The organism is Marinobacter xiaoshiensis, assembly GCF_031631795.1.
GTDB lineage: Bacteria > Pseudomonadota > Gammaproteobacteria > Pseudomonadales > Oleiphilaceae > Marinobacter > Marinobacter xiaoshiensis.
This window is the reverse complement of record NZ_JAVMBO010000018.1, coordinates 167,000-192,977: the sequence shown is the minus strand read 5'-3', so window position 1 is coordinate 192,977 and position 25,978 is coordinate 167,000. Positions and strand designations below refer to the sequence as shown.

The following is a 25,978-nucleotide window of genomic DNA, read 5'->3' as shown; positions in this document are numbered from 1 at the left end:
CGGGCGGGTTTCAGATCCTCAGGTTTGCAGCGCCTGACCCACTTTGGAACCGTTACGCCGGTTGAGCTGGCTGCTGATCCATGTACCGGTAGCCACCAGCTTCTGCAGATCCACGCCAGTGCTGATTCCCAGGCCGTTGAGCATATAGAGAACGTCTTCGGTGGCAACGTTGCCAGAGGCACCCTTGGCATAAGGGCAACCACCCAAGCCAGCGACTGAGGCATCAAAAACAGCCACGCCTTCTTCCAGTACTGCATAGAGGTTTACCAGTGCTTGCCCATAGGTGTCGTGGAAGTGTGCAGCAAGGCGCTCCACGGGCACGTATTTGGCGACGGCCTCAAGCATGTATTTCGCTTTCAGTGGCGTACCTGTGCCAATGGTGTCGCCGAGGGAGATTTCATAACAGCCCATGTCTGCCAAATCCTTGGCCACCTTTGCGACCTGCTCTGGGGCAATCTCCCCTTCGTAGGGGCACCCCAATACGGTGGAGACGTAACCGCGCACGGGGATGTTGTGCTTCTGAGCGGCCTCCATCACCGGTAGAAACCGCTCCAGGCTTTCGGCGATTGAACAGTTGATGTTCTTCTGGCTGAAGGATTCTGATGCTGCAGCGAACACAGCCACTTCATCCACGCCTGCTGCCAGGGCATTTTCAAAGCCTCTGAGGTTGGGGGTAAGCACCGAATAGCGAACGCCAGCCTTGCGCTTGATGCCGGCCATAACCTCAGCGGCGTCGCCCATTTGTGGCACCCACTTGGGTGACACAAAGCTGGCGGATTCAATGTGGGTGAGGCCGCACTCTGCAAGCTGTTCGATCAGCCCGGTTTTTATGTCTGTGGCGATTACCGGGCCGGACTCGTTTTGCAGACCGTCCCGGGGGCTCATTTCAACCAGTCGCGCCTGTTTGGGAAAGGCCATTAGCTCGCCTCCTCGCTGTCTGATTCGTTGAACTCTATGGCAATCAGCTCTGCGCCTTCTGAAACCTGCTCACCTTCGGCGAAGAAGATTTCGCTGACCACGCCGTCTGCCGGAGCCTTGATGGCATGCTCCATCTTCATGGCTTCCATGATGACCAGAGTTTGGCCGGCTGTAACCGCGTCGCCCACTTTGGTCTGTACCGCCACAATGGCGCCGTTCATGGGGGCAGTCAGGCCGCCTTCCGGAGCCATGTCTTCCAGTGCGTGATTTTCCTGGTAGAGGGTGCACTGGAAGGTGTCACCTTCGTAGAAGAGCACGAGCTGGTCGTTGTGCAAGTTGCCGTGAATGCTGATCCTGTGGCCATCTACGACTGCTTGAAGCGAGTCGTCTTCAAGTTTGGCCGTCAGGTTGTATACGCTCTCATCCACGGATACCTGGTAGTGATCATCCTTTTCCAGAATTTTCAGCTCGTGTATCTCGTCGCCTACCTGCAACTGCAGGGGCTGAGCGTATTCCGAGTTCAGGCGCCAGCTGTTGCGGCGGCCGAACGGCGACCAGGGATCTGTGCTCACAGACTCAACGGATTTGCGTTCTTCCAATACAAAGCCAGCGGCCAGTACCAGCGCTTTATGGGTATCGAGCTTGGGTTTCGGGAACAGCAGTTCCCTGTGGCTGTCGATAAAGCCGGTTGTCAGGTCCGCTTCCCGGAAGGGCTGTGAATCCGCCAAGGCGTGCAGGAAGCGGATGTTGGTTTTCACCCCTGCAATCCGGTAGTGCTCCAGAGCCTGAACCATGCGATTGATGGCCTGCTCACGGGTTTCGTCCCACACGATCAGTTTGGCGATCATTGGGTCGTAATGAATGCTGATTTCATCGCCTTCGATCACGCCGGTATCGACACGCACATGGGCGCTTTCATCGGGTGTGCTCAGGTAACGCAGGTTGCCGGTGGCAGGCAGGAAGTCCTGATCCGGGTCTTCGGCATAAATACGGGCTTCCAGAGCGTGGCCGCGGGTTTTCACCTGTGACTGTTCCAGCGGCAGGGGCTCACCCCAGGCCACTTTCAACTGCCACTCCACCAGATCCTGGCCGGTCACCATTTCGGTCACTGGGTGTTCTACCTGCAGGCGGGTGTTCATTTCCATGAAAAAGAAGGAACCGTCCACATCGTAAAGAAACTCTACGGTGCCTGCGCCCACATAGTTGATGGCCTGGGCCGCTTTTACAGCGGCGTCGCCCATGGCTTTGCGGGTTTCTTCGCTCAGGCCGGGTGCCGGGGCTTCTTCCAGAACTTTCTGGTGACGACGCTGAACCGAGCAGTCGCGCTCGGCCAGATACACACCCTGGCCGGTTTCGTCGCAGAAAACCTGAATCTCAACGTGGCGTGGCTGGGTCAGGTAGCGCTCGATCAGCATGTCCGGGTTGCCGAAGGCGTTCTTGGCTTCGCGTTTGGCAGCGGCCAGAGCATCATCAAACTCACCGATGTTCTCAACCACTCGCATGCCTTTACCACCACCACCGGCAACCGCTTTCAACAGCAGCGGAAAGCCGCATTTCTCAGCTTCGGCACGCAGGGTTTCGGGGCTCTGGTCGTCGCCGTGATAGCCGGGCACCAGTGGTACGCCAGCTTTTTCCATGATGGCTTTAGCGGCAGATTTGGAGCCCATGGCTGCAATGGCTGAAGAAGGTGGGCCAATGAAGACAATGCCGTTGGCCTCACAGGCTTCGGCAAACCCGGTGTTCTCGGAAAGAAAGCCGTAGCCTGGGTGGATTGCTTGCGCACCGCTCTGCTTGGCAATCTCAATGATTTTTTCACTGCGCAGATAGCTTTCTGAACTTGGCGCCGGGCCAATGTGGAAGGCTTCGTCTGCCATGGAAACGTGGAGGGCGTTGGCATCTGCATCGGAATAAACAGCGACGCAGCGGATACCCATACGGTGTGCGGTCTGGATAATCCGGCAGGCGATTTCGCCCCGGTTGGCAATGAGGATTTTGCTGAACATGTTAGTTGCTCTCCGGAATCCAGTTGGCGCGGCGTTTATTCAGGAAGGCGTTAAGCCCCTCCTGACCTTCTTCACCTACGCGAATATCAGCAATGCGGTGCGCAGTGTCGTCTATCACAGTGCTATTTATGGGCTTTTGGCTGACAGCAAACACCAGGTCCTTTGCGGCTTTCATAGCTTCCGGGCCATTCTGGGCAAGCTGCTTCAGCATCTCGTCACAGCGGGCGTTCATGGCGTCAATGTCGTCGCAGACAATATGCACAAGGCCGAACTGTTCAGCTTCCCGGGCATTGAACACTTCCGCTGAAATGAAGTAGCGGCGGGCCTGTCGTTCGCCAATAGCACGCACCACATAAGGGCTTATCACTGCGGGAATCAGACCCAGCTTGACCTCACTCAGGCAAAAGCTGGATGTTTCTGTAGCAATAACAATGTCGCAGCAGGCGGCCAGGCCGACGGCGCCACCGTAGGCTGCACCCTGAACAAGGCCGATGACGGGCTTGCTGAGATGATTCAGGCAGTCCATCAGGCGCGCGAGCTGGCGGGAATCATCCAGGTTTTCCTGCTGGCTGTTGTCTGCCATGCGGCGCATCCAGCCAAGATCTGCCCCGGCGGAGAAGTGTTTACCTTCTGAACGCAGGATGACCACTTTGGTTGCGGAGTCGGCATCCACTTCTGTGAATGCGCTGATCAGTTGCTGGATGATCACGTCATCAAAGGCGTTGCGTTTGTCGGGCCGGTTCAGCACGACTTCGGTCACGCCCTGGGCGCGACGGTTGAGTAGAACGGCCGATTCCTGTTCTTTCTGAACGTTGGTGTTTGTCATGGTTCTTCTCCCCGGTTACATCCGGAACACGCCGAAGCGCGTGGGCTTCGCCGGCCGGTTGAGGGTGGCAGAGAGGCTGAGGGCAACCACTTCCCGGGTTTGAGCCGGGTCAATTACGCCGTCGTCCCACAGGCGGGCGCTCGCGAAGTAGGGGTGGCCCTGTTCTTCGTAGGTATCGGTAATCGGCTTTTTGAACGCGGCTTCTTCTTCAGCGCTCCACTCCTGGCCTTTGCGCTCCATACCATCACGACGAACCTGAGCCAGTACGCCAGCGGCTTGTTCACCGCCCATTACTGAGATGCGGGCGTTTGGCCACATCCACAGGAAGTCGGGGCTGTAGGCGCGGCCACACATGCCGTAGTTGCCAGCGCCGTAGCTGCCGCCGATCAGTACGGTAATCTTGGGTACGTTGGCGCAGGCCACGGCCATGACCATTTTGGCACCGTGCTTGGCGATGCCTTCGGCTTCGTACTTCTGGCCGACCATGAAGCCGGTGATGTTCTGCAGGAACAACAGCGGGATGTTGCGTTGGCAGCAGAGTTCAATAAAGTGCGCGCCTTTTTGGGCGGACTCACTGAACAAGATGCCGTTGTTGGCGATGATGCCCACCGGGTAGCCGTGGATGTGGGCAAAGCCGGTGACCAGGGTTTGGCCGTAGTAGCGTTTGAATTCGTCGAATTCGGAGCCGTCTACGGTGCGGGCAATCACATCGCGCACGTCGAAGGGTTTACGCAGGTCGGTGCCGACGATGCCGTAAACTTCGCTGGGATCGTAGAGTGGAGCTTTGGGCTTGCGTATCTCTACCGGAACCGGCTTTTTGCGGTTGAGGTTGGAAACGCAGCGGCGAGCAATTTCCAGCGCGTGGGCGTCATTTTCGGCGTAGTGGTCGGCAACGCCGGATATTTTGCAGTGTACGTCGGCACCGCCGAGTTCTTCTGCGGTAACGACTTCACCTGTTGCAGCTTTTACCAGCGGAGGGCCGGCCAGGAAGATGGTGCCCTGGTTGCGCACGATAATGGATTCGTCGGCCATGGCAGGCACGTATGCGCCACCGGCGGTGCACAGGCCCATTACGACGGCAATCTGGGGGATGTCGTCGGCAGACATGCGGGCCTGGTTGTAGAAGATGCGGCCGAAGTGGTCGCGATCGGGGAATACTTCGTCCTGCCTTGGCAGGTTGGCGCCGCCGGAATCTACCAGGTAGATGCAGGGTAGGCGGTTTTCGAGGGCGATTTCCTGGGCGCGCAGGTGTTTTTTCACCGTGAGTGGGTAGTAGCTGCCGCCTTTAACTGTGGCGTCGTTGGCGATGATCATGCATTCGGTGCCGGAGACGCGGCCTACGCCAGCGATAACGCCGGCGGCGGGGACGTCTTCACCGTAGACGTTGTAGGCGGCGAACTGGCCGATTTCGAGAAAGGGCGAGCCGTCGTCCAGGAGACGGTTGATGCGGTCTCTTGGCAGGAGTTTTCCGCGGGCGATGTGGCGTTCCTGGTAGGAGGGGCCGCCGCCTTGCTGGATGGTAGAGACTTTTTCCCGCAGGTCTGCGACGGCTTCTGCCATGGCTGCCTGTTTGGCCTGAAACTCTTCAGAGCGGGGGTTTATTTTGCTTTGCAGTATCGTCATGGTTTTCTGGCCTCGAGGGTCGGTGCGTCGGGGTTGGTGGGGTGTCTTTCCGGGAAGCGCTACGAGCACATCCATGTGCGCTTGACTGTGGCCATCCTTGGCCACAGACATTCCCGGAAAGACACCCCACCAACCCCTCGTCTTACTTAAGAGCTGGCCGTCCGAAGCTTATGCACTTGGGCGGGTGACTGAATCGAAGCCAACAATTAGTTATTCAGGAACAGTTCCCGACCAATCAGCATGCGGCGGATTTCCGATGTACCTGCGCCGATTTCATAGAGCTTGGCATCCCGCAGCAATCGGCCTGTGGGATAGTCGTTGATGTAGCCGTTACCGCCCAGAAGCTGGATGGCGTCCAAGGCCAGTTTTGTGGCCATTTCGGCGGAGTAGAGGATCGCACCGGCGGAGTCTTTGCGGGTGGTTTCGCCACGGTCGGCAGACTGGGCAACCATGTAAACGTAAGACTTTGCGGTGTTCATGAAGGTGTACATGTCCGCTACTTTGCCCTGTACCAGTTGAAATTCGCCGATGGCTTTTTCGAACTGTTTGCGTTCGCGGATGTAGGGGATCACAACGTCCATAGCGGCTTGCATAAGGCCCAGCGGGCCGCCGGAGAGGACGAGGCGTTCGTAGTCGAGGCCGCTCATGAGGACTCTCGCACCTTTACCTACTTCACCCAGCACGTTTTCTTTGGGCACTTTGCAGTCCTGGAAAACCAGTTCGCAGGTGTTGGAGCCGCGCATGCCGAGTTTGTCGAGTTTCTGGTGGCGGCTGAAGCCTTCGTAGTCCCGCTCTACGATAAAGGCGGTAACGCCTTTGGAGCCGGCTTTCGGGTCGGTTTTTGCGTAGATAACGTAAACGTTGGCGTCTGGGCCGTTGGTGATCCACATTTTGTTGCCGTTGAGCACGTAGTGGTCGCCAGCATCCTGCGCATTAAGCTTCATGGAGATTACGTCGGAGCCTGCGTTGGGCTCAGACATGGCCAGGGCACCGATGTGGTCGCCGCTGACGAGTTTGGGCAGGTATTTCTGCTTTTGCTCTTCGGTTCCGTTCTTGTGTATCTGGTTTACGCACAAGTTAGAGTGAGCGCCGTAAGACAGGCCAACGGATGCAGATGCGCGGCTGATTTCTTCCATGGCGATCACGTGAGCCAGGTAGCCCATATCAGAACCGCCGTAGGCTTCATTTACTGTGATACCAAGCAACCCCATGTCGCCGAATTTTTTCCAGAGGTCCATTGGGAACTCGTTGGTGCGGTCGATCTCTTCAGCGCGGGGTGCGATTTCGGTAGCGGCGAAGCGGTTTACTTGCTCACGCAGGGTGTCAAGGGTTTCACCAAGGCCGAAGTTGAGTTCTGAGTATTGTGATTTCATGTGTTTGCCTTTTTGTTCTGCCAGGTTCGTAATTGGGTGTGGGGCACTGCGCCATGTGTTGATTGATATCAGCTTTGTTCGGCGGTGTGTCCAGATTGCTTGATTGTTGATTCTTGCTGTTGCTTCTTTTTCTGCAGTTCTGCAAGAGCCTCCCTGCAGTGGGCTTCTCTTGTATTGATTTCCAGTTCTGCCATAGCGATATCGGCTTTCTGTTGTTCGATATGTGCTCGTTTTTTGTCCAGTATCGACAGCATTTTCAGGAGCTGCTTTTCGTTGCCGGTGAGGGTTTCATCCCAGAGATCGAATGTTTCTTTGGTTTCAGCAAGTGAAAAGCCCATGCGTTTACCGCGGAGGATCAGTTTCAGGCGCACTTTGTCTTTTGTGCTGAATATCCGTGTTTGCCCGCGCCGCGTAGGCTTTAGCAGTCCCTGATCTTCGTAAAACCGGATGCTGCGGGTGGTCACGTCGAACTCGCTGGCGAGTTCGCTGATGCTGAACGTTTTCTTTTCGGTCATGGCGGTATCCTCTTTCAAACTAGATTAGAGGAAGTTTACGTTAACGTAAAGCGCTTTGGGTGACGAAGACGCTTCACCTTTGTTTGCAGTCAAAACCGGGACGGGTTGTTCAGAAGGCAGCCGGGTTCAACTCGAAGACCTGGAGTGAGCCCGGCTGGTGTGAGAGGGCGTTAGGAGAGGTCTTCTCTGAGTTTTCTTTTCAGCAGTTTGCCTGCCGTGTTTTTGGGCAGCTGATCTACAAAGTGGATGTGCTTCGGCACTTTGAAGCTGGCGAGTTTGGTGCGGGCATGGCTCATCAAGGCGTCTGAATCTTCGGTGTATCCGTCTCTGAGTACTACAACCGCGCAGATGGCTTCTATCCACTTTTCATCGGGTACGCCAATCACAGCAACTTCTGCCACGGATTCATGTTGATAGAGAGCTTCTTCCACATCACGGCTGGCAACCAGAACACCGCCGGTATTCACTACGTCTTTAATGCGGTCAACGATGTAGATGTAACCTTCTTCATCCTGGTAGCCCAGGTCGCCAGAATGGAACCATCCATCCTTGAAGGCTTCTTCGGTTGCTTCGGGTTTGGCCCAGTAGCCCACCATCAGCTGAGGTGACTGGTGCACCAGTTCGCCTTGTTCTCCAGGCTGGCAATCTTTACCGGTTACCGGGTCCACAATGCGGGTCATTACAGTTTGCATAGGGCGGCCGGCAGAGGAAGGCCGTTCCGCATGCTCCTCAGGTAGCAGTACCGTTGCCAATGGCGCAATTTCACTTTGGCCGTAGCAGTTGTAAAGGCCGGCGCCCGGTAGTTTTTCACCCAGTTCCTTTACGACCTGGCCGGGCATGATGGAGGCGCCGTAGTAGAGCTTGTCCATGTGCTGGAGCTTGTCCGGATTGAATCCGGGGTTCTGCAGTAGTGCAATCCAGACAGTCGGTGGCGCGAAAAACGCATTGAGTTGTTCACGGGCCAGCAGCCCGAGAATGGCATCCGGTGTTGGCGTGTTGATCAATCGGCTATAGCCGCCACTAAGTAGCATGGGCATTGAAAATACATGCATTTGCGCAGAGTGGTACAGAGGCAAGGCCGCGAGAGAGCGATCGCTGGCGCGGATGTTCAGATGGTACTGGCAGGCGCTGTAATGGCTCATCAGGGAGCGGTGCGTGTGCATGGCACCTTTTGGGTCGGAGGTTGTGCCTGAGGTATAAAGAATCTGCACAACGTCTGTATCTGAAATCTCAACGTCCGGTGCAGTGTCATCACCGGCTGCAAGCGCGAGCTTCAGAGCATCCGGGGCCTTGTCGTTTTGCCCGCCGTGAAGGGTTCCGTAAACACTAACTTCAACTGTGCTTTTAACTGCATCTACTTGCGGCTGCAGATCTGGATCGAAAAACAGGGCCTTGCAACCAGATTGATTCACTACATAAGTTAGCTCTTTGCCAATTAACGCGTAGTTAACCGGCACATGAATCAGCCCGGCTTTTGTGCAGGCAAGCCAAAGTAACAGGTAGGCATCTGAGTTTTTACCGTAGGCGCCAACACGATCACCTTTGGCCAGCCCAAGTTCAATAAGGTGGTGGGCCAGGCGGTTTGATGCTGTGTGAATGTCGGAATAGGTCCAGGTTCGATCGTCGAATGCCAGGGCGGGGCGCTTGCTCTGAGTGCGCGCAGAGCGGGCGAGCGCATCACCTATGGTGTTGCGCAGTGCCCGGGCAATGCCCGCCGGCAGAGAGCTGGAGGCAGTTGTGCTGTGGTTGTTCATGCAAGTACCTCTATTGGTGTTTTTATATTGGTATGGCTGGCATTAACTCAGAGAAACACCGGCTTCGGGAATGACCTGTCAGGTCGAAAAAATTGACCCAATCAGCCAAGTAGATGTGTTCGCTACATGGTTGTCAGGCGGTCCATTGCGAGGGCGACTTGCCTGTCCAGCGTTTGAAAGCGCGGCAGAATGAGGCGGTTTCCGAAAAGCCAACTCGCTCGCTGATGTCTGCGATGCTGAGGTTTTCTGTGCTCATGAGCTTTATTGCGTACTCCCTCCGCAGGCTGTTTTTGATCAGCCGTAGCGAGGTGCCTTCTTCCTGTAACTTTCGGCCTATGCTTCTTGGAGTCATGTGCAGTAGCTCTGCAATGTCACCCAGGCTGGGCATATTATTCAGGCTCTGGTTTGCGAGCAGGGCGCGAATGCGGTTCCGCAGGCTGTCGTCGTTGTCGGGTCTGTGCAGAATGTAGGCCGGAGCTTCCTTCAGAAAGGTTTCCAGTTCTGCTTCGCTCCGGGTAATGGGCAGTTGCAGGTATTTTTCATGCAGAGTAAAGCCGCATACAGGCTTATCAAACTGCAACTCCGTGGGGAACATAGCGCGATACTCATTAACATGTTTCGGTGCAGGATAACTGAAACAGGTTGTCGCGAATGGGATCTGTTGGTCCACCAGCCAGCATGTGAATCTTTGCCACATAAGAAGCAGGAACTCCTGCAGCATGTGGTCTGTATCCTGGCTGGCGTCTTCGAGGCTAAGGCGGAAAAACACCAGTTTGTTGCTGTCGCTTTCTCCCAAACCTATGTCGACGTTGTTACAGGCAATGCTGTAAACCCGGGCGCTTTTGCGAAACACGGCCCCGAGGGAAGCGGAATCAAGGCAGTAGTCTGCCATCAACGCGAAGGTGCCATTTTTGCAGGGGCCGGTGGATAACCCAAGGAATTCATCACGGGTTGCTCGCCACACGCTCTTGATCAAACGGGTGAGCTGTTGTTCGGTAATCAGTTGCTCGGGCTTATTCAGCCACTCGGTTGCAATCCCTGCGTTGTGCAGCAGGGTATCTTTGCTCACCCCTTGCCTTTCGGCACCGCGGATTGAAGCTTGCAGGTAGTGGTTCGCGATGTGCGGTATGGATTGCGGTTTGGGCATATTTACAATTGATTGAGTGCGTATTGTGTCAATTTTTTCGGCTTGTACAGCCATTCCCGATGAGAAGGATAACCCTTTAAATGGTTGGCTGCCTGAATAATCAGATGACTCATGGGGCTACTTGAGAGGTTACATATGTCCGGACACCACGATGATACCGCGCTGTTTCATGAAATGATCAACCGGGTTCTTGATAGGGAAATTGCGCCAAACTATGACGAGTGGGAGGAGCAATCCGCGATCCCGCGCCAGGTTTGGAATACGCTTGGGCAGGCTGGCATGCTCGGTATCGATATGCCGGAAGAGTACGGAGGCGCTGGTGCCAGCTTCGAAATCTCACAGCTGGCGATCTCCGAAATAGCTCGCAAGGGTTTTGGTGGCCTGGCGGGTGGCTATAACATCCACGCCAATATAGTCATGCCCTATATTTTGCATCTTGGTACGGACGCCCAAAAGCAGCGTTATCTTCCGGCGATGATCCGGGGTGACATTCTAAGTGCAATTGCCATGACCGAGCCGGGCGCTGGCAGTGATCTGGCGGCTATGCGCACCACAGCGCAGCGCACTGACAATGGCTATGTAATCAATGGTGCCAAGGTGTTTATCACCAACGGTTTGCAGGCAGAGCTGGTGATAGTGTGTGCAAAAACCGATCCCCAAGCCGGCGCCAAGGGTGTCTCGCTCTTCCTTGTGGATACCAGCCTGTCCGGGTTCACCCGTGGTAAGGGCATACGTAAAATAGGCCAGCATGCCAGCGACACGGCAGAGCTGTTCTTCTCCGATCTTGTGGTTCCCCATAACGCCCTGCTTGGCGAAGAAGGCAAGGGCTTTGCCTATCTGATGCAGGAGCTGCCCCGCGAACGCCTGGGTGTGGCTGCCCAAGCGGTGGGCGCAACTGAGGGTGTGCTGGCGCTGACTCTGGATTATGTGCAACAGCGCCAGGCGTTTGGTCAGCGGGTTGCCGATTTTCAGAATACCCGGTTCAAGCTGGCCGAAGCCAGGGCGCGACTTGAGGTGGGAAAAGCCTATCTGAATCAGTGCATCGGGAATTACCTGAAAGGCGAAATGGGGCCAACGGAAGCCGCCATTCTCAAATTGATGCTCACGGAAATGCAGTGCGATATCGCTAACGACTGCTTGCAGCTATTTGGCGGCTACGGTTATACCGTGGAGTACCCTGTATCGCGATTTTTTGTGGATGCTCGTGTGCAGACAATCTACGCCGGCACCTCGGAAATTATGAAAGAAGTGATTGCCCGCTCCATGCTGGGCAAATAGATTATGCGCTCTGTGGAATTCCAGTCATCCAAATCTTGAGGAACGATCAATGAAACTTACTGATGTTGTCATTCTCGACGGTGCACGCACCGCAATCGGCGGTTTTGGCGGTAGCCTGAGCTCACTGACCCCGGCTGAGCTTGGAACCTGCGCAGCCAAAGAAGCAATTAGTCGCTCAGGCGTGCCTGCAGAAGACATAGATCATTCAGTGTTCGGCCATATCATCCCTACTGGGCCAGCTGATGCTTATGTGGCTCGCCACATTGGCCTGAACTCAGGCCTGCAGAAAGGTTCTGCGGCATTCAACGTAAACCGCCTCTGTGGTTCTGGCGTTCAGTCAGTGATCAGTGCCGCGCAGATGATTCTGATGGGCGATAGCCAGATCGCACTGGCTGGCGGTGCGGAAAGTATGAGTCAGGGCGCCTATGTGCTGCCTAATGTTCGCAAAGGCCTGCGCATGGGTGACGGGAAAGCGGTTGATATGACCCTGGGAACCCTTACCGACCCGTTTGGCAGCGGCCACATGGGCATGACTGCGGAGCGAATCGCCGAAAAATACGGTTTAACCCGCGAGGATCTGGATGCCTTCTCGGCAGAAAGCCACCGCCGTGCCAGCCACGCCATTGAGAGTGGTTACTTCAAAGAGCAGATTGTGCCGGTAACTGTAAAACAAGGGCGAAAGGAAGTTGTGTTTGAGCAGGATGAGCACGTGCGCCCAGGCACCACAGCCGAAAGCCTTGCGGGCCTGAAGCCGGCCTTCACTAAAGACGGAATAGTCACTCCGGGCAACGCCTCAGGTATCAACGATGGTGCTGCTGCCATGGTGCTGACCAGTGCAGCAGAAGCCGAAAAGCGCGGCCTGAAAGCCCGTGCACGTATTGTCGGTTATGCCTTTGCCGGGGTAGACCCCAGCGTAATGGGCCTCGGCCCCATCCCGGCGGTACGAACTGTATTGGAGAAAACCGGCCTCAGCGTGGCAGATCTGGATGTGATCGAATCCAACGAAGCCTTTGCAGCCCAGGCACTGGCGGTTAGCAAGGAACTTGGATTGCCAGCGGATAAAGTGAACCCGAACGGTGGTGCGGTTGCTCTGGGTCACCCTGTTGGAGCTACCGGCTCCATCCTCATCGTCAAAACCATGGCCGAGCTTGAGCGCACGGGTGGCCGCTACGGCCTGATCACCATGTGCATTGGTGGTGGCCAGGGTATTGCGCTGATTATTGAGCGCATTAACTGATCAAATAATCGGATTTCTTTTTAAGACTGAATTGGGTACAGTTTACGTTAACGTAAAGCGTGGGCTGACCCAGTTCACTCTCCAACCCCCGACGCGAAGGGAGAAGTTGATGGAATTCAAAAATGTACCGGCCATTGTGACAGGTGGGGCTTCAGGGCTTGGCGAGGGCGCAGCCCGTGCACTGGCAGCTGCGGGCTGCAAAGTAGCAATTTTTGACCTGCAAAAAGAGCTGGGCGAGAAAGTGGCTGCAGATATTGGCGGAATTTTTGTGCACTGCGATGTGAGCTCTGCCGAAAGCGCAGAAGCGGCAATAGCAACTGCCTGTGAAGCTCATGGCTTGTGCGGTATTGCAGTGAATTGTGCAGGTATTGGCCCTGCAGCAAGAATTCTGGGTCGCAATGGCGTTATGCCTTTGGAGAACTTCAGCAAGGTTATCCAGATCAACCTGATCGGCACCTTCAATATTTTGAGGCTGGCGGCTGCCGATATGGCTCAGCGCGCCCCTAACGCAGATGGCGAGCGTGGTGTAATCATCAACACCGCATCCGTAGCAGCTTACGAAGGCCAGATAGGGCAAGCAGCTTATAGCGCATCCAAAGGTGGTGTTGTTGGCCTGACGATTCAATCTGCCCGTGAACTGGCTCGCGAAGGTATTCGCGTGAACACCATTGCACCCGGTTTGTTCATGACCCCCATGATGGCTGGCATGCCGCAAGAGGTTCAGGACAGCCTGGCGGCAACTCTGCCGTTCCCACAGCGTCTGGGCAAGCCTGAAGAGTTTGGCATGATGGTGGATCAGATGGTGCGTAACCCAATTCTGAACGGCGAAACCATCCGGCTGGACAGTGCTCTGCGCATGGCACCCAGATAAATCCGATTAAATACAGGAGAGCGCAATGACTAACTCAGTGGATCAGGAAGAACTCGCTCTGTTCAGAGCGTCTGTCATCAAGGCTCTGGAAACAGAAGTTGCGCCCCATTACGAGGCTTGGGAGAAATCCGGCCTTGTGCCCCGTGAACTCTGGAATACCCTCGGCGATGCCGGCATGTTGTGTGTGGATATCCCTGAAGATTGCGGCGGTTGTGGTGCCCCTTTCCAATACTCGGTGGTGGTGGGCGAAGAGCTTGCCCGCATGGGGTATGGTGCGCTCTCCACTAATGTAATGGTGCATTCGGATATTGTCGCCCCCTACATCAGCCATCTGGGCAATGGAGCGCAAAAGCAGCAGTGGCTGCCGAAAATGGTATCGGGTGAGGTGGTTGGTGCTATTGCCATGACCGAACCGGGTGCCGGCAGTGATCTGCAGGCCATGCGCACCAGCGCGGTGCGAGACGGCGACGACTATATCCTCAATGGTTCAAAAACCTTCATCACCAATGGCCAGCATGCCGATATGGTGATTGTTGCGGCGAAGACCGATCCTGCTGCCGGAGCAAAAGGCATCAGCCTGTTCCTGGTAGACACCAGCCTGCCGGGGTTCAGCAAAGGCCGAAACATCGACAAGATCGGCCAGCACAGTGGCGACACCTCCGAGCTGTTCTTTTCTGATATGCGCGTTCCTGCCTCCGCACTGGTCGGACAGGAGGGCAAAGGCTTTGCCTACCTGATGCAGGAATTGCCACGGGAGCGGCTGGTTATCGGCGCGCTGGGTGTGGCTGCAGCCAGAGGTGCTTTGGATCTGACCATTTCCTACGCTCAGGAGCGGGAGTTGTTCGGCCAGAAACTGGCGCAGCTACAGAATACCCGTTTTGAAATTGCCCGTATGGAAACCGATTATCAGGTTAACAAGGCATTCGTGAGCCAGTGCATCAGCCAGTATGAGGCGGGTGAATTGGATGCTGCGACAGCCTCCATGGCGAAATACAGCGCCACGGAAATGCAGTGCCGTGTGGCAGACGGCTGCTTGCAGCTGTTTGGCGGCTATGGCTATACCACGGAATATCCGATTTCCCGCGCATTCATGGATGCCCGGGTACAGCGTATTTACGGCGGTACTTCAGAAGTCATGAAAGAAATCATTGCCCGCTCCGTTCTGGGTAGAGGCTGAAATCAGTGAGGTTTGAATATGAGCGATAACAGCGTTGTGATTGCCGGGTCTGCCCGCACACCTATGGGCGGCATGATGGGTTCGCTGAGTTCCGTACGCTCTCCGGAGTTGGGGGCTACTGCCATCAAAGCTGCCATCGAGCGCAGCGGGCTGCAGCCTGTGGATGTTCAGGAAGTGATCATGGGTTGCGTGTTGCCCGCCGGATTGGGACAGGCTCCCGCGCGCCAGGCTTCCCGTGGTGCAGGGATTCCAGACAGCTCCGGTTGCACCACTGTGAACAAAATGTGCGGCTCCGGTATGCAAGCAGTGATCATGGCCCATGATCAGATTAAAGCGGGCACCAACAATATAATGGTTGCTGGCGGCATGGAGAACATGAGCCAGGCACCGTACCTGTTGCCAAAAGCGCGCGGCGGTATGCGTATGGGCCACGGGCAGGTGATGGACAGCATGTTCCTCGACGGCCTTGAAGATGCCTACGAAGGCGGCCTGATGGGTGTGTTCGCGCAAAAGAGCGCAGACGATTACAAGATCACCCGCGAGCAGATGGACGGCTTCGCCGTTCGGTCGCTGGAACGAGCCAATGCGGCCATCAGCAATGGCTGGTTCGAGCCGGAAATCTGCGCGGTTACCGTATCTGGCCGTGGTGGCGATACCCAGGTGAGCGTTGACGAACAACCCGGCAATGCCCGTCCCGAGAAAATCCCGAACCTGAAACCAGCCTTTAAAAAGGACGGCACAGTCACGGCTGCCAACGCCAGTTCCATCAGTGATGGTGCGTCGGCACTGGTTCTGGCGTCTGCGGAAGAAGCAAACGCTCGCGGCTTGACTGCCCAGGCCAGGATTGTGGCGCACGCCACTCACGCCCAGCTGCCGGCAGAGTTCACGCTGGCACCCATTGGTGCAGTTGAGAAGGTTTTGAAAAAAGCCGGCTGGAGCAAGGACGATGTGGATCTTTACGAGATCAACGAAGCCTTTGCAGTGGTATCTTTGCTGGCCATTAATGAGTTGGGTCTCGATGCAGAGAAAGTGAATGTGTACGGCGGTGCTTGCGCACTTGGGCACCCAATAGGCTCATCAGGCTCACGCATTATTATTACCCTCATCAACGCCCTGAAACAGAAAGGCTTGAAGCGTGGAGTGGCGTCTCTGTGCATAGGCGGCGGTGAGGCCACGGCCGTTGCTGTAGAGCTACTCTGATAGAAAGCCGGTGAAGCGCAAGTGTGGCGCTGCACCGGCTTTCTATGTCAGGCGATACGACTGGCGGCGGCCACCACCGGCGCAGCAAGCTTTACCTCCGCAACCGTATGCAGCTTTTCCAGCTGAGACTGAAGCATGGCAACAGGGCGCGTACCCTGAATCGTCAGGGCGATGTTCAGCGCTCCGTCTGCCGAATCCACCGCCATTTGTGCAATCCTGAAACCACGAACGCGAACCACCTGGCACAGACGCTCGAGCGCGGCTGCTTCGTGGCTCATTCTGCAAGTAATGTCGTAACTGGGCGTTTCACAGTTGCTCTCAGTGGTCATGCGATCTTCTCCTTTTTGTCCGCGGCAGTGCGGCGGGTTTCATCAATCATTTCCTTGTTGCTTCCACCGGGCTTTACGATCGGCCAAACGTTTTCTTCCCGGGCAATGGCTACGTGCAGCAGCATGGGCCCGTTATAAGCCAGTATGGTTTCAATGCCGCGCCGAACCTGGTCTGTGCGATCAATCTTCAGGGCAGGGATGTCGAAGGCGCGAGCCATGGCCACAAAATCCGGGTTGTCGTCCAGGTTGATGTGGCTTTCCCGGTTGTTATAAAACAGCTCCTGCTGCTGGCGCACCATGCCCAGGCATTGGTTATCCATAATGATCAGCTTAACGGGCAGGTTGTAACGGCGAATGGTTGCCAGCTCCTGAGCATTCATCATGAACGAGCCGTCGCCGGTTACATTGATGACGGTGCTGTTGCGGTTCGCAAACTGCGCGCCAATCGCCGCGGGCAAGCCAAAACCCATTGTGCCGAGACCGCCGCTAGTCAGATGGTGCCTTGGGTGATCAAACTGATAATGCTGGGCAACCCACATTTGGTGCTGGCCAACGTCGCAGGCAATGACCGTGTCGTCCGGTGCAGTACGGGAAAGTTGACTGATGAAAGCAGGGCCGGTTATGGGTGCCAGCGGCTCCTCGTTATCTGCCGCTTGAAACCCGCCCGTAGTGCGCCATGTCTGGCACTGTTTACGCCAGTCATTGATCGCCAGAGGTGTGTCCCTGATTGTCTGGGTCAGCTCCTTGAGAATGGTGTTCAGGTCTCCGCGAATGGCTATATCTGCATTGCGAAGCTTGTTGAATTCCGAGGCGTCGGCGTCAATGTGTATCGTTTTTGCGTTAGGAGCGAACCCGTCAAGTTTGCCAGTGGCCCGATCATCCATGCGGGCTCCGATAACCAACAAAAGGTCGCACTCGTCTACAGCCCGATTGGCTGCTCGGGAACCGTGCATACCCAGCATGCCCAAATTGTGAGCACTGTGTTTGCCGGCATTACCTATTCCCTTTAGCGTTACTACCGCTGGCAGCTCTGAGCACTTGGCAAATTCCCTGAAGCTGTCTTCTGCATGGGCCAGGCTGATGCCTCCACCACTGTAAAGCAAAGGTTTGCGAGCATCGCGAAGCATGGCGATGGCGCAGGTGAGCTCCGGGCGGGTTGCCTTTGGCTGAGCAGGTGCGTAGGCAGGCGCAGCAGATGTCTCGGCCAGCAATACATCTTTCGGGATATCAATCCAAACAGGCCCGGGTCGCCCGCTTTGCGCCAACTCTATGGCTTCTTCAAGAATCCCGGGCAATTCGTCTGCGCTCTCTGCCAGGTAACTGTGCTTTACGATACCAAGGGTCATTCCCAGAACATCGGTTTCCTGAAAGGCATCCGTTCCGATCAGCGCTGAGGGCACCTGGCCGGTGATAACCAACATGGGGATTGAATCCTGGTATGCGTTGGCAACGCCGGTTATCAGGTTGGTAGCACCGGGGCCGGATGTGGCAATGCACACCCCCAGCTTGCCGCTGGCCCGGGCATAGCCGTCGGCAGCCAAAGCGCAGCCTTGTTCATGGCGGCAAAGCACATGCTCAACGCTCACATCATCCACTAGTGCATCGTATAGCGGCATGATGCAGCCACCTGGGTAACCAAAAACGGTTTCGATGTTGTGGTGGTGGAACGCTTGAAGAATATGCTGTGCGCCGTTCATCGTTATATTTCCTGTTTTTTCTTCCGTAAAAAAGAAACCCCCGGGACCTTGCGGTGCCGGGGGTTTCTGGTGTTTTTGTCAGGTTTGTCGCTATCTCACCCGCTTATCCACGCAAAATCCCCCGGAAGGTATCACCACCACCAGGACGAGCTTTGCAAGAATAATTACTGAGTTGATGTTCATAAAACGACAATCTGGCCTGAATTAGCAAAAGGAATCTGTGTAGAATCTACCCCACGATTTGATCAGGTTGCAACCGTTTCGACCTTTTATTTTCAGGCTAGTGTCGCTTTCGGGCCATGGTTCACCCAATACAGGCTGTGTAGGTACTTAATGAGCAAAGTAAAATGGAGTTCGCTGGGTCTGTCTGTGATCATTGTAATTGCCCTGATTGTCTGGATGGCGACAGGTGAAGTCAAAGAGGCAAGCACCGATGCCCCCGCAGAGCCTGAAACTGCGCAACATGCACTTACAAGGGTTGAGGTTACAACACTTAACGCGCAGGTATATGAGCCAGGGCTTTTGCTTCAAGGGCAACTGGAACCCTGGAGTTCGGTAATGTTGAGTGCCCGGGTAGCGGGCACAGTAGAAAGCATTGCGGCTGAGCTTGGCGATTCGGTAAAGACTGGAGATGTACTCTTGACCTTATCCGAAGATGGCCGCGGTGCGGGGGTTCAACGCTGGCAGGCGCGGGTGAAGAAACTTGAGGCGGATCTGGCTGCGGTGCAGAGGCTGGGCTCAAGAAATCTCGCTTCGCAGTCGGAGGCTCTTGGTGTGGAAAGCGATCTGGCGGCTGCCCGGGCAGAGTTGGAGAGCGCTCAGCTTGAGGTTTCCCACCTCAGGCCCAGGGCCCCGTTTGATGGGGTGATAAACCGCAAAGAGGTTGAAACTGGCAGCTTGGTTCAGGTTGGCTCGCCCTTGTATGAGTTGGTGCGTACCGACCGGCTCAAAGCCAAAGGGCAGGTGCCCCAGCAGTCTGCTGCCCAAGTGGCACCTGGCCAGAAGGTGCGGGTGCGCCCCCTGGATGGAGACGCGCTCGATGGCGTGGTTACCTTTGTAGCGAGCGCTGCAAACCCTGAGACCCGGAGTTTTGCAGTAGAGATTTCCGTTGAAAATCCGGACCAAAAACGCATAGCGGGCGGTAGCGCCAACCTCCGTGTTGCACTACCGGATGTTCAGGCCACGTTTATCTCTCCGGCCTACCTTTCCCTCGGAGACGATGGGCGCCCGGGTGTGAAATATGTTGATGATCAAAACCAGGTGGTTTTTCGCACGGTGACATTGCTCAGTGTGTCCACAGAGGGCGCTTGGGTTACCGGTTTGCCGGACGAGACTCGCCTGATTACTCGTGGTGGAGGCTTTGTTAAAGAGGGCGAGCGAGTCGAGCCTGTAGACGCTTCCGAAGAGCGGGGCTAAGCCGTATGCACGCACTCATATATGCGGCCATAGATCGCAGTCGCACTACTCTGCTTACGCTATTTTTCCTGACACTTGGCGGCATTGCTGCGTTCCAGATTATCCCCCGGGAGGCTAATCCCGACGTTACCATTCCCATGATTTATATCTCCATGGCACTGGAAGGTATAAGCCCGGAAGATGCAGAAAGACTGCTGATTCGCCCCATGGAACAGGAGTTGCGCTCTTTGGAGGGCGTAAAGGAAATGCGTGGTACCGCCTCTGAAGGGCACGCCTCGGTAATGCTGGAGTTCGATGCCGGGTTTGACCCCGATACAGCTCTTCAGGACGTTCGGGAGGCCGTGGATACGGCCCGTAGCAAACTCCCCCGGGAAGCTGACGAGCCAAGCGTCAATGAAATAAACGTCTCGTTGTTTCCTGTGCTTTCCATCGGTCTTTCCGGGCCGCTGTCTGAACGAGAGCTGATTACAGTTGCCCGCGGGCTACAAGATGCCATCGAGGCGATTCCAGAGGTGCTCGAAGTTGATATTGGAGGCGACCGGGAAGATTTGCTGGAAATTGTAGTAGACCCTCAGGTGCTGGAAGGCTACGGCGTCGATTTCGACCAGCTTGGCAATCTGGTCACCCGCAACAACCAACTGGTGGCGGCAGGATCGCTGGATACAGGCAATGGTCGTATGACCCTGAAAGTGCCCGGTGTTATCGAGAATATTGAAGATGTTATGTCCATGCCTCTGAAGGTAGATGGCGATACGGTGGTGACCTTTGGAGACGTCGCCATGTTGCAGCGCACCTTCAAAGACCCGACCGGGTTTGCGCGCATCAATGGTGAGCCTGCACTTGTGCTGGAAGTATCCAAGCGCAGTGGCGCTAACATTATTGAAACCGTGGCCCAGGTACGTGAGCTGATTACCCGGGCACAGCCGCTGCTGCCGGAAGCCCTGGAAGTGCGTTACATCATGGATCAGTCTGATGAAGTGCGCGACCTGCTGAGCGATCTGCTCAACAACGTACTGACTGCCATCGTGCTGGTTATTATTGTGATCATTGCCGCTATGGGGCCGCGTTCAGCCTTGCTGGTAGGGTTGACCATTCCCGGCGCCTTCCTGACAGGCATTCTCGTTATCTGGTCCATGGGGCTTACCCTCAATATCGTGGTGCTGTTCAGCCTCATTCTGGTTGCCGGCATGCTGGTAGACGGAGCGATCGTAGTATCTGAACTGGCAGACCGAAACCTGTCTGACGGGCATACCGTAAAAAGTGCTTGGGCGGAGGCTGCAAGCCGCATGGCCTGGCCGATAATTGCCTCAACGGCAACTACCCTGGCGGTGTTTGTTCCGCTTTTGTTCTGGCCAGGTGTTGTGGGCGAATTCATGAAGTTTCTGCCCATTACCGTGATTATTTGCCTGGTTGCTTCTCTTGCCATGGCGTTGGTGTTTTTGCCGGTTCTGGGGGGCGTGAGTGGTGGTCGCCGTGCTCGCACGGTCAGTGAAAGCGGACGAATGATGCATGGCTATCGCAGGTTGCTGTCCACACTCCTGTCCCACCCAGGCCTTACTCTGGTGGGCGTGCTTGGCGTGGTTGTGGTGATCTATATCGCCTATGGCAAGTTCAATTATGGCATTGAATTTTTCCCCAGCGTGGAACCGGATTCTGCTCAGGTGCAGGTGCGAGCCCGGGGCGACCTGTCTGTTCTGGAACGGGATGCCATAGTCCGACAGGTTGAAGGCCGGTTACAGGGCATGCCGGAAGTAAAAGCGGTGTACGCGCGCTCAATGCTGAACGCCAGCACTCAGATGGCTCCGGATGTGGTTGGAGTGCTTCAGTTCCAATTTACTGACTGGTTTACCCGCCGCCCCGCTAGTGCCATTCTGGATGATTTCCTTGCGCGCACCCAGGATATTCCGGGTATCGAGCTGGAATTTCGCAAGCAGGAAAATGGCCCGGCTGGGGGCAAACCGATAGAGCTTCTGATCAGTAGTCGAGATAGCAGCAAGCTCAACGGATACGTGGATCAGATCGAGGATCAAATGCGCGCCCTGGGTGGCTTTGTGGACATTGAAGATGACCGCAGCCTGCCTGGTATTGAATGGCGTCTTGAAGTAGATCGCGAAGCCGCCGCCCGTTTTGGAACCGACGTGCTGAGCATTGGCAGTGCTGTTCGCCTGGTTACCAATGGCCTGGTGCTGGCCACCTACCGGCCCGAAGATGTTCGTGATGAGGTGGATATTGTTGTGCGGGTTCCCGGCAACTGGCGCGAACTCGACCATTTGCAACGCCAGACCATCAATACGGCGCGGGGGCAGGTTCCTCTATCGCAGTTTCTTGATCTGCAACCCGGAAACAAGACAGGCAGCATTTCCCGGGTAGATGGCCAGCGAACGGTTACCATCAAATCGGATATTGGCCCAGGGGAACAAGTAGACAGCTTGCTAAAAGCTTTACAGGCCAAGCTTCCTGAAACGCCCGACGGCGTATCGGTTAAGTTTGCCGGGGAAAATGAAGATCAGCAGCAGGCATCCAACTTCCTGATAAGCGCATTTTTGATTGCAATTGCCATGATGCTGCTCATTCTGGTGACTCAGTTCAACTCGTTGTACCAGAGCTTCCTGATTCTTTCTGCGATTGTACTTTCAACGGCCGGCGTTCTTCTCGGGTTGCTGTTGAACGGCCAGTCGTTTGGCATCGTAATGGTGGGCATGGGTATTATCGCGCTGGCGGGCATTGTGGTGAATAACAACATCATTCTGATCGACACCTATAATCAAATGAAGAAAGATGGCATGGCGGCATACGAGGCGGCATTGGAAACCAGCTGTCTGCGTTTGCGCCCTGTGCTGCTTACCGCAATTACTACCGTGCTGGGCTTGATGCCGATGGTTTTGAGCGTGAATGTCGATCTGCTTACACCGTCGCTTGGGCTGGGGGCGCCATCAACACAGTGGTGGGCGCAGCTGTCTAGCGCCATCGCTGGCGGCCTGGCATTTGCCACCATTCTCACCTTGCTGCTTACACCGGCCATGCTGGTGCTGGGTGATCGGGTGGGGGAAGCTGTGCGGAGGAAAACCGGGCGTATGTGGCCTGCGGATTAAAGTGCCGGGGCGATTTATGAGCAATATTGTACAAAGCTGTACAGATTTGTAGCGTTTCTTGTCGATTTGCGCCTTATGGTAGGAAGTGCAGGCAAATGCATGATCCTGAGGCCATACTGGGTAAGAAGCCGACAGCGGCGCACAAGCCCGTGTGTGATTGGAGCCAGCTTTGAAACGAGACTTCCGGTTACCTTGCCTGCTACTTTTGCTGCTGACGTCCATCTCGGCGTTTTCTGCGGAACAGACAGCTGTATGGAGTGAATATTCCAAGCGAGTAGAACTTTCTCGTTACGTGGATTATTGGCAAGAGCCAGATGAGGCCACCGATATTTCGCACGTTGCAGGGTTAAGCGCGGATGCCTGGACGCGCAACGGCAGTGATAGCGTTAACCTGGGTTATGGCCCACAGGTATTCTGGTTTCGCGTGGCCCTGGAAAACGCCACTGCGAGTGAAGCCAACACCTTTCTTGAGATTGGCTATCCGGTTCTTGATCACATCGAGGTTTACTTCAAACCGGATGACCAGAGCCAAAATGTACTGGTATTGGGCGACAAACAACCGTTTTACGACCGTCCCATTCTGCACCGCAATTTTGTTGTACCTTTAACACTCGCGCCCTTTGAGAAAGCTGAGGTTTACCTGCGTGTAAAAACCACCAGTTCCATGCAGATTCCTTTAACGCTTTGGAATCAGGATGCGTTCTATTCGGTGGAGCAGTCCCGAAGCATGTTTGAGGGGCTATACTACGGCATTGTGTTGGTCATGATTTTATACCACGTATTTGTTTTTCTCGCCGTTGGCGAGAGGAGCTTTCTGCACTATGTGGTATTCATGGCGGCGATGCCGTTGTTCCTGGCTAGCCTTCATGGTGTGGCTTTTCAGTATTTATGGCCGGAAGCAATATGGTGGAATGATCAGGCTATCATCGTTTTTTTGAGTCTGACTGTTCTATTTGGCTCATCCTTTACTCTTGCATTTATCAACGTTACCCGGAAAAACCATCCCCTGCTGAACCGGTGGACGCTCTGCATTGCCGGGGCCGCAGGGTTGATGGCGGTGGCTGGCTTGTTGGTGCCGTACCAGTATCTGATTTTGCCGACAATATTGTTGGCGGTTATCGGTTGCTCAACCCTGTTAATACTCAGCATTGTCCGGTGGGTGAAAAAGGATCCAGCGGCACGGTATTACACTTTTGCATGGGTGTTCATGTTGTTTGGCGGCATTGTTCTGGCCATGAGCAAGTTCACCATGTTGCCCCGTAACCTACTGACAGAAAATGCAACGCAGATTGGCTCCGCCCTTGGCGTAACGTTACTGTCAATTGCACTGGCAGACCGGCTGAATAAAGACAAGAAGCGAATTTTTGAGGCCCAGCAGGGAGCGTTGCGAGAGGAGCGTAAGGCCCGGATTGCACAGGCTAAAACCCTGGAAATACAACGCGAAGCTAATGTGCTGCTTGAAGAAAGAGTACGGGAGCGTACCCGGGATCTTGAGCGCCTGAACGAGCAGTTGCTTGAATTAAGTTCCACGGATGCACTCACAGAGCTAAAAAACCGCGGCCACTTTGATCGGGCATTCCAGGCGGAGGTGGTGCACGCCTACCGATATCAGGAGCCACTGTCGCTTCTGCTTTTGGATATCGACCACTTCAAACAGTTTAACGATAGCCATGGCCACCTGGTGGGTGATGATTGCTTGAAGATGGTGGCCCGGTGTGTACGCCAGTTAGTTACCCGGCCACAGGATATGGCTGCTCGTTATGGTGGTGAGGAGTTTGTTGTTCTGCTTCCAAACACACCGCACAAAGGCGCCCTCGATGTTGCCGAGCGAATTCGTAAGGCAGTTGCAGCTATGGCGTTTGAGCTATCCGGCCAAACACTTCACCTGACCGTCAGTATCGGAGTGTGCACGGAACTGCCAGATAATGCAGGTGCCACGGAGGTACTTTTCAGCAGGGCGGATGAAGCCTTGTATCAGGCGAAGGCCAATGGCCGTAATTGTGTTGTGGCTTGGGCCACGCCCAGTGAGGACGCGACACCGGCCACTACTCAGGCGTGACTGTATTCAGCAGTAGCCCAGGGTGAAAACTCGGACTCCAGCGCGAATGCAAGCTCCAGCAGCGTTCGCTCATCCCCGAACTTGCTCATGAGCTGCACTGAAACAGGCAGGTTCTCTGGTGTCATAGCCATGGGTATTGATATGGCAGGCGTGCCAGTAACGTTTGCCAGTGGGGTGAAATTGGCATACTGCGTGAGGCGCTCAAACAGTGTGTCAAAGGGCACTTTTGAGCTCAGGTGGCCCAGCTTTGGAGTGGTGTGGCCCAGAACCGGTGTCAGTACCGCATCATAGGCCGACATGGCCTCAGCAAACTCGAACCTGGCGCGGCGCAAGCGCCACAGCACTGCTGGCATCTTCAGGAAACCTCGCTTGAACATTCTGTCCAAACCCTGAGTCAAACCGTCTACCTGCCGTTTGTCGAACCCCGGGTGCGTTATTTTGCGGCCGTTGAGTTTCATGCCAAAGGCCAGCAATCCCCAGTACATTGCAAAATCATCGGGGAAGCTCGAGTTTGCAGGTGTGTCTACAGGCTCAAGATGGTGGCCTTGGGCTTCCAGTTTTCGGGCAGTGGCTTCGACAACGCGCCGTGTCGTGTCATCAGTTTTGTGACCGTTAATAGAGTCAATAACCAAGCCAATCCGCATCGGCTTGCCAGATGGGCCTTCCACTTTTCCAATGGATGGTAATTTCGGGTTGCGGTAATACCGCTCTGCTTCATAGATGAAATTGGCTGTATCTCGAACGGTGCGAGTAACTACACCATCACTGAGAATATCAATGGGGAGTGACTTTGAAGCGTCGTTCTCGATCACACGCCCACGGGACGGCTTGAGCCCTATGAGCCCGCAAACAGCCGCCGGAATCCGTATGGAGCCGCCACCGTCGTTGGCATGGGCAATCGGAACGGCGCCGCTTGCCACGAGTGCTGCCGCGCCACCTGATGAGGCTCCGCTGGAGTATGCCAGGTTCCAGGGGTTGCGGGTGGGGGCATCATGCACCGGCTCGGTTGAAGCATTAAATCCGAACTCCGGCATGGTGGTCTTTCCCATGCAAAGATAGCCTTGGGCCAGCATCTGTTCCGCAAAAGGGCTCGTGTGCTTTACGAGGTGTCCGGCAGGCACCGCGGCTGATCCCTGGCGTGTTGGCATTCCCGCTACGTTCGTATTGTCTTTTATAAAGGTAGGGACGCCGGTGAAAAACGGCGCCTCTGCCAGGTCAGATTTACTATCCAGTTTGGCAGCGGTTTCCAGCATCTGTTGATAGCGTTCCGCAACAACACCGTGAACCAGTGGTTCGGCTTTATGCAACCGGGCAATAGCAGCCTGGGTCACTTCGGAAATTGATACGTCCCTACGGCGGATACGCTCTGCCAAAGCGGTCGCGTCGTCGTTCCCAAGAGCGTCATTGGTAAAGGTGTTGGCGGTTTTCGGGGCGTCAGAAGCGGACATTCGAGGCATCTCCAT

Annotated in this window: 19 protein-coding genes; 8 read left to right on the top strand and 11 right to left on the bottom strand. The window is 55.4% G+C overall.

Annotated features, from left to right (window positions below; translation table 11 throughout):
- Positions 1 to 18 precede the first annotated feature (18 nt).
- The 8 genes from RKA07_RS16290 to RKA07_RS16255 all read right to left on the bottom strand — a co-directional run bounded on the left by RKA07_RS16290 (position 19) and on the right by RKA07_RS16255 (position 10,159).
- Entirely contained in the window at positions 19 to 918 is a 900-nt protein-coding gene (locus RKA07_RS16290; protein WP_310966828.1) for a hydroxymethylglutaryl-CoA lyase, read from the bottom strand.
- On the bottom strand, positions 918 to 2,921 hold the full coding sequence (locus tag RKA07_RS16285) for an acetyl/propionyl/methylcrotonyl-CoA carboxylase subunit alpha (protein WP_310966827.1): 2,004 nt from the start codon (positions 2,919 to 2,921) through the stop codon (positions 918 to 920). Before RKA07_RS16285 ends, RKA07_RS16290 begins: the two co-directional genes overlap by 1 nt.
- Position 2,922: 1 nt before the next feature.
- Positions 2,923 to 3,747, bottom strand: a complete 825-nt coding sequence (locus RKA07_RS16280) for an enoyl-CoA hydratase/isomerase family protein (RefSeq protein WP_310966826.1) — start codon at positions 3,745 to 3,747, stop codon at positions 2,923 to 2,925.
- Positions 3,748 to 3,762: 15 nt separating this feature from the next.
- Positions 3,763 to 5,370 carry a carboxyl transferase domain-containing protein gene (locus RKA07_RS16275; protein ID WP_310966989.1) on the bottom strand — a complete coding sequence of 536 codons (1,608 nt, stop codon included), beginning with the start codon at positions 5,368 to 5,370 and terminating at the stop codon, positions 3,763 to 3,765.
- Positions 5,371 to 5,576: 206 nt separating this feature from the next.
- Entirely contained in the window at positions 5,577 to 6,743 is a 1,167-nt protein-coding gene (locus tag RKA07_RS16270) for an isovaleryl-CoA dehydrogenase (RefSeq protein ID WP_310966825.1), read from the bottom strand.
- Positions 6,744 to 6,811: 68 nt separating this feature from the next.
- On the bottom strand, positions 6,812 to 7,258 hold the full coding sequence (locus RKA07_RS16265; protein WP_310966824.1) for a MerR family transcriptional regulator: 447 nt from the start codon (positions 7,256 to 7,258) through the stop codon (positions 6,812 to 6,814).
- Positions 7,259 to 7,428: 170 nt separating this feature from the next.
- Positions 7,429 to 9,012 (bottom strand): fatty acyl-CoA synthetase, encoded by a 1,584-nt coding sequence (locus RKA07_RS16260; protein WP_310966823.1) that lies wholly within the window; start codon positions 9,010 to 9,012, stop codon positions 7,429 to 7,431.
- Between the two features lie 133 nt (positions 9,013 to 9,145).
- Positions 9,146 to 10,159 (bottom strand): AraC family transcriptional regulator, encoded by a 1,014-nt coding sequence (locus tag RKA07_RS16255; protein WP_200201781.1) that lies wholly within the window; start codon positions 10,157 to 10,159, stop codon positions 9,146 to 9,148.
- 135 nt (positions 10,160 to 10,294) lie between these two features.
- Here RKA07_RS16255 and RKA07_RS16250 point away from each other — a divergent pair, with 135 nt between their 5' ends.
- From RKA07_RS16250 to RKA07_RS16230, 5 genes are all read left to right on the top strand, one after another.
- The gene (locus RKA07_RS16250) at positions 10,295 to 11,437 is read left to right on the top strand and encodes an acyl-CoA dehydrogenase family protein (protein WP_310966822.1); all 1,143 of its coding nucleotides are present in this window, start codon (positions 10,295 to 10,297) and stop codon (positions 11,435 to 11,437) included.
- Between the two features lie 49 nt (positions 11,438 to 11,486).
- Positions 11,487 to 12,674, top strand: coding sequence for a beta-ketothiolase BktB (gene bktB / locus RKA07_RS16245; protein ID WP_200201779.1), 1,188 nt, complete (start codon positions 11,487 to 11,489; stop codon positions 12,672 to 12,674).
- A gap of 109 nt (positions 12,675 to 12,783) precedes the next feature.
- The gene (locus tag RKA07_RS16240; protein ID WP_310966821.1) at positions 12,784 to 13,545 is read left to right on the top strand and encodes an SDR family NAD(P)-dependent oxidoreductase; all 762 of its coding nucleotides are present in this window, start codon (positions 12,784 to 12,786) and stop codon (positions 13,543 to 13,545) included.
- Positions 13,546 to 13,570: 25 nt separating this feature from the next.
- Positions 13,571 to 14,722 carry an acyl-CoA dehydrogenase family protein gene (locus tag RKA07_RS16235; RefSeq protein WP_310966820.1) on the top strand — a complete coding sequence of 384 codons (1,152 nt, stop codon included), beginning with the start codon at positions 13,571 to 13,573 and terminating at the stop codon, positions 14,720 to 14,722.
- Positions 14,723 to 14,740: 18 nt separating this feature from the next.
- Positions 14,741 to 15,922, top strand: a complete 1,182-nt coding sequence (locus RKA07_RS16230) for a thiolase family protein (protein ID WP_310966819.1) — start codon at positions 14,741 to 14,743, stop codon at positions 15,920 to 15,922.
- A gap of 47 nt (positions 15,923 to 15,969) precedes the next feature.
- Here the strand turns inward: RKA07_RS16230 and RKA07_RS16225 are convergent, their stop codons facing one another.
- Entirely contained in the window at positions 15,970 to 16,251 is a 282-nt protein-coding gene (locus RKA07_RS16225) for an ACT domain-containing protein (protein WP_310966818.1), read from the bottom strand.
- Positions 16,248 to 17,948 carry an acetolactate synthase 2 catalytic subunit gene (ilvG, locus tag RKA07_RS16220; RefSeq protein ID WP_200201775.1) on the bottom strand — a complete coding sequence of 567 codons (1,701 nt, stop codon included), beginning with the start codon at positions 17,946 to 17,948 and terminating at the stop codon, positions 16,248 to 16,250. The genes RKA07_RS16225 and ilvG overlap by 4 nt, the downstream gene beginning before the upstream one ends.
- A 333-nt stretch (positions 17,949 to 18,281) precedes the next feature.
- On the opposite strand from ilvG, the gene RKA07_RS16215 reads away from it, so the two are divergent.
- The 3 genes from RKA07_RS16215 (at position 18,282) to RKA07_RS16205 (ending at position 24,515) form a co-directional block, all read left to right on the top strand.
- Complete coding sequence (locus tag RKA07_RS16215; RefSeq protein ID WP_310966817.1) at positions 18,282 to 19,364, top strand: efflux RND transporter periplasmic adaptor subunit; 1,083 nt, start codon at positions 18,282 to 18,284, stop codon at positions 19,362 to 19,364.
- A gap of 5 nt (positions 19,365 to 19,369) precedes the next feature.
- Entirely contained in the window at positions 19,370 to 22,456 is a 3,087-nt protein-coding gene (locus RKA07_RS16210) for an efflux RND transporter permease subunit (protein WP_310966816.1), read from the top strand.
- A gap of 169 nt (positions 22,457 to 22,625) precedes the next feature.
- Positions 22,626 to 24,515, top strand: coding sequence for a sensor domain-containing diguanylate cyclase (locus RKA07_RS16205; RefSeq protein ID WP_310966815.1), 1,890 nt, complete (start codon positions 22,626 to 22,628; stop codon positions 24,513 to 24,515).
- Here the strand turns inward: RKA07_RS16205 and RKA07_RS16200 are convergent.
- A complete protein-coding gene (locus RKA07_RS16200; RefSeq protein ID WP_200201772.1) occupies positions 24,506 to 25,963 on the bottom strand; it encodes an amidase in 1,458 nt (485 codons plus the stop codon). The genes RKA07_RS16205 and RKA07_RS16200 overlap by 10 nt on opposite strands.
- Between the last annotated feature and the right edge of the window lie 15 nt (positions 25,964 to 25,978).

Excerpts from the sequence above, each read along its gene's own strand:
- RKA07_RS16290 (WP_310966828.1), bottom strand. The coding sequence starts at position 918 with ATGGCCTTTCCCAAACAGGCGCGACTGGTTGAAATGAGCCCCCGGGAC.
- RKA07_RS16285 (WP_310966827.1), bottom strand. The coding sequence starts at position 2,921 with ATGTTCAGCAAAATCCTCATTGCCAACCGGGGCGAAATCGCCTGCCGG.
- RKA07_RS16280 (WP_310966826.1), bottom strand. The coding sequence starts at position 3,747 with ATGACAAACACCAACGTTCAGAAAGAACAGGAATCGGCCGTTCTACTC.
- RKA07_RS16275 (WP_310966989.1), bottom strand. The coding sequence starts at position 5,370 with ATGACGATACTGCAAAGCAAAATAAACCCCCGCTCTGAAGAGTTTCAG.
- RKA07_RS16270 (WP_310966825.1), bottom strand. The coding sequence starts at position 6,743 with ATGAAATCACAATACTCAGAACTCAACTTCGGCCTTGGTGAAACCCTT.
- RKA07_RS16265 (WP_310966824.1), bottom strand. The coding sequence starts at position 7,258 with ATGACCGAAAAGAAAACGTTCAGCATCAGCGAACTCGCCAGCGAGTTC.
- RKA07_RS16260 (WP_310966823.1), bottom strand. The coding sequence starts at position 9,012 with ATGAACAACCACAGCACAACTGCCTCCAGCTCTCTGCCGGCGGGCATT.
- RKA07_RS16255 (WP_200201781.1), bottom strand. The coding sequence starts at position 10,159 with ATGCCCAAACCGCAATCCATACCGCACATCGCGAACCACTACCTGCAA.
- RKA07_RS16250 (WP_310966822.1), top strand. The coding sequence starts at position 10,295 with ATGTCCGGACACCACGATGATACCGCGCTGTTTCATGAAATGATCAAC.
- bktB (WP_200201779.1), top strand. The coding sequence starts at position 11,487 with ATGAAACTTACTGATGTTGTCATTCTCGACGGTGCACGCACCGCAATC.
- RKA07_RS16240 (WP_310966821.1), top strand. The coding sequence starts at position 12,784 with ATGGAATTCAAAAATGTACCGGCCATTGTGACAGGTGGGGCTTCAGGG.
- RKA07_RS16235 (WP_310966820.1), top strand. The coding sequence starts at position 13,571 with ATGACTAACTCAGTGGATCAGGAAGAACTCGCTCTGTTCAGAGCGTCT.
- RKA07_RS16230 (WP_310966819.1), top strand. The coding sequence starts at position 14,741 with ATGAGCGATAACAGCGTTGTGATTGCCGGGTCTGCCCGCACACCTATG.
- RKA07_RS16225 (WP_310966818.1), bottom strand. The coding sequence starts at position 16,251 with ATGACCACTGAGAGCAACTGTGAAACGCCCAGTTACGACATTACTTGC.
- ilvG (WP_200201775.1), bottom strand. The coding sequence starts at position 17,948 with ATGAACGGCGCACAGCATATTCTTCAAGCGTTCCACCACCACAACATC.
- RKA07_RS16215 (WP_310966817.1), top strand. The coding sequence starts at position 18,282 with ATGAGCAAAGTAAAATGGAGTTCGCTGGGTCTGTCTGTGATCATTGTA.
- RKA07_RS16210 (WP_310966816.1), top strand. The coding sequence starts at position 19,370 with ATGCACGCACTCATATATGCGGCCATAGATCGCAGTCGCACTACTCTG.
- RKA07_RS16200 (WP_200201772.1), bottom strand. The coding sequence starts at position 25,963 with ATGTCCGCTTCTGACGCCCCGAAAACCGCCAACACCTTTACCAATGAC.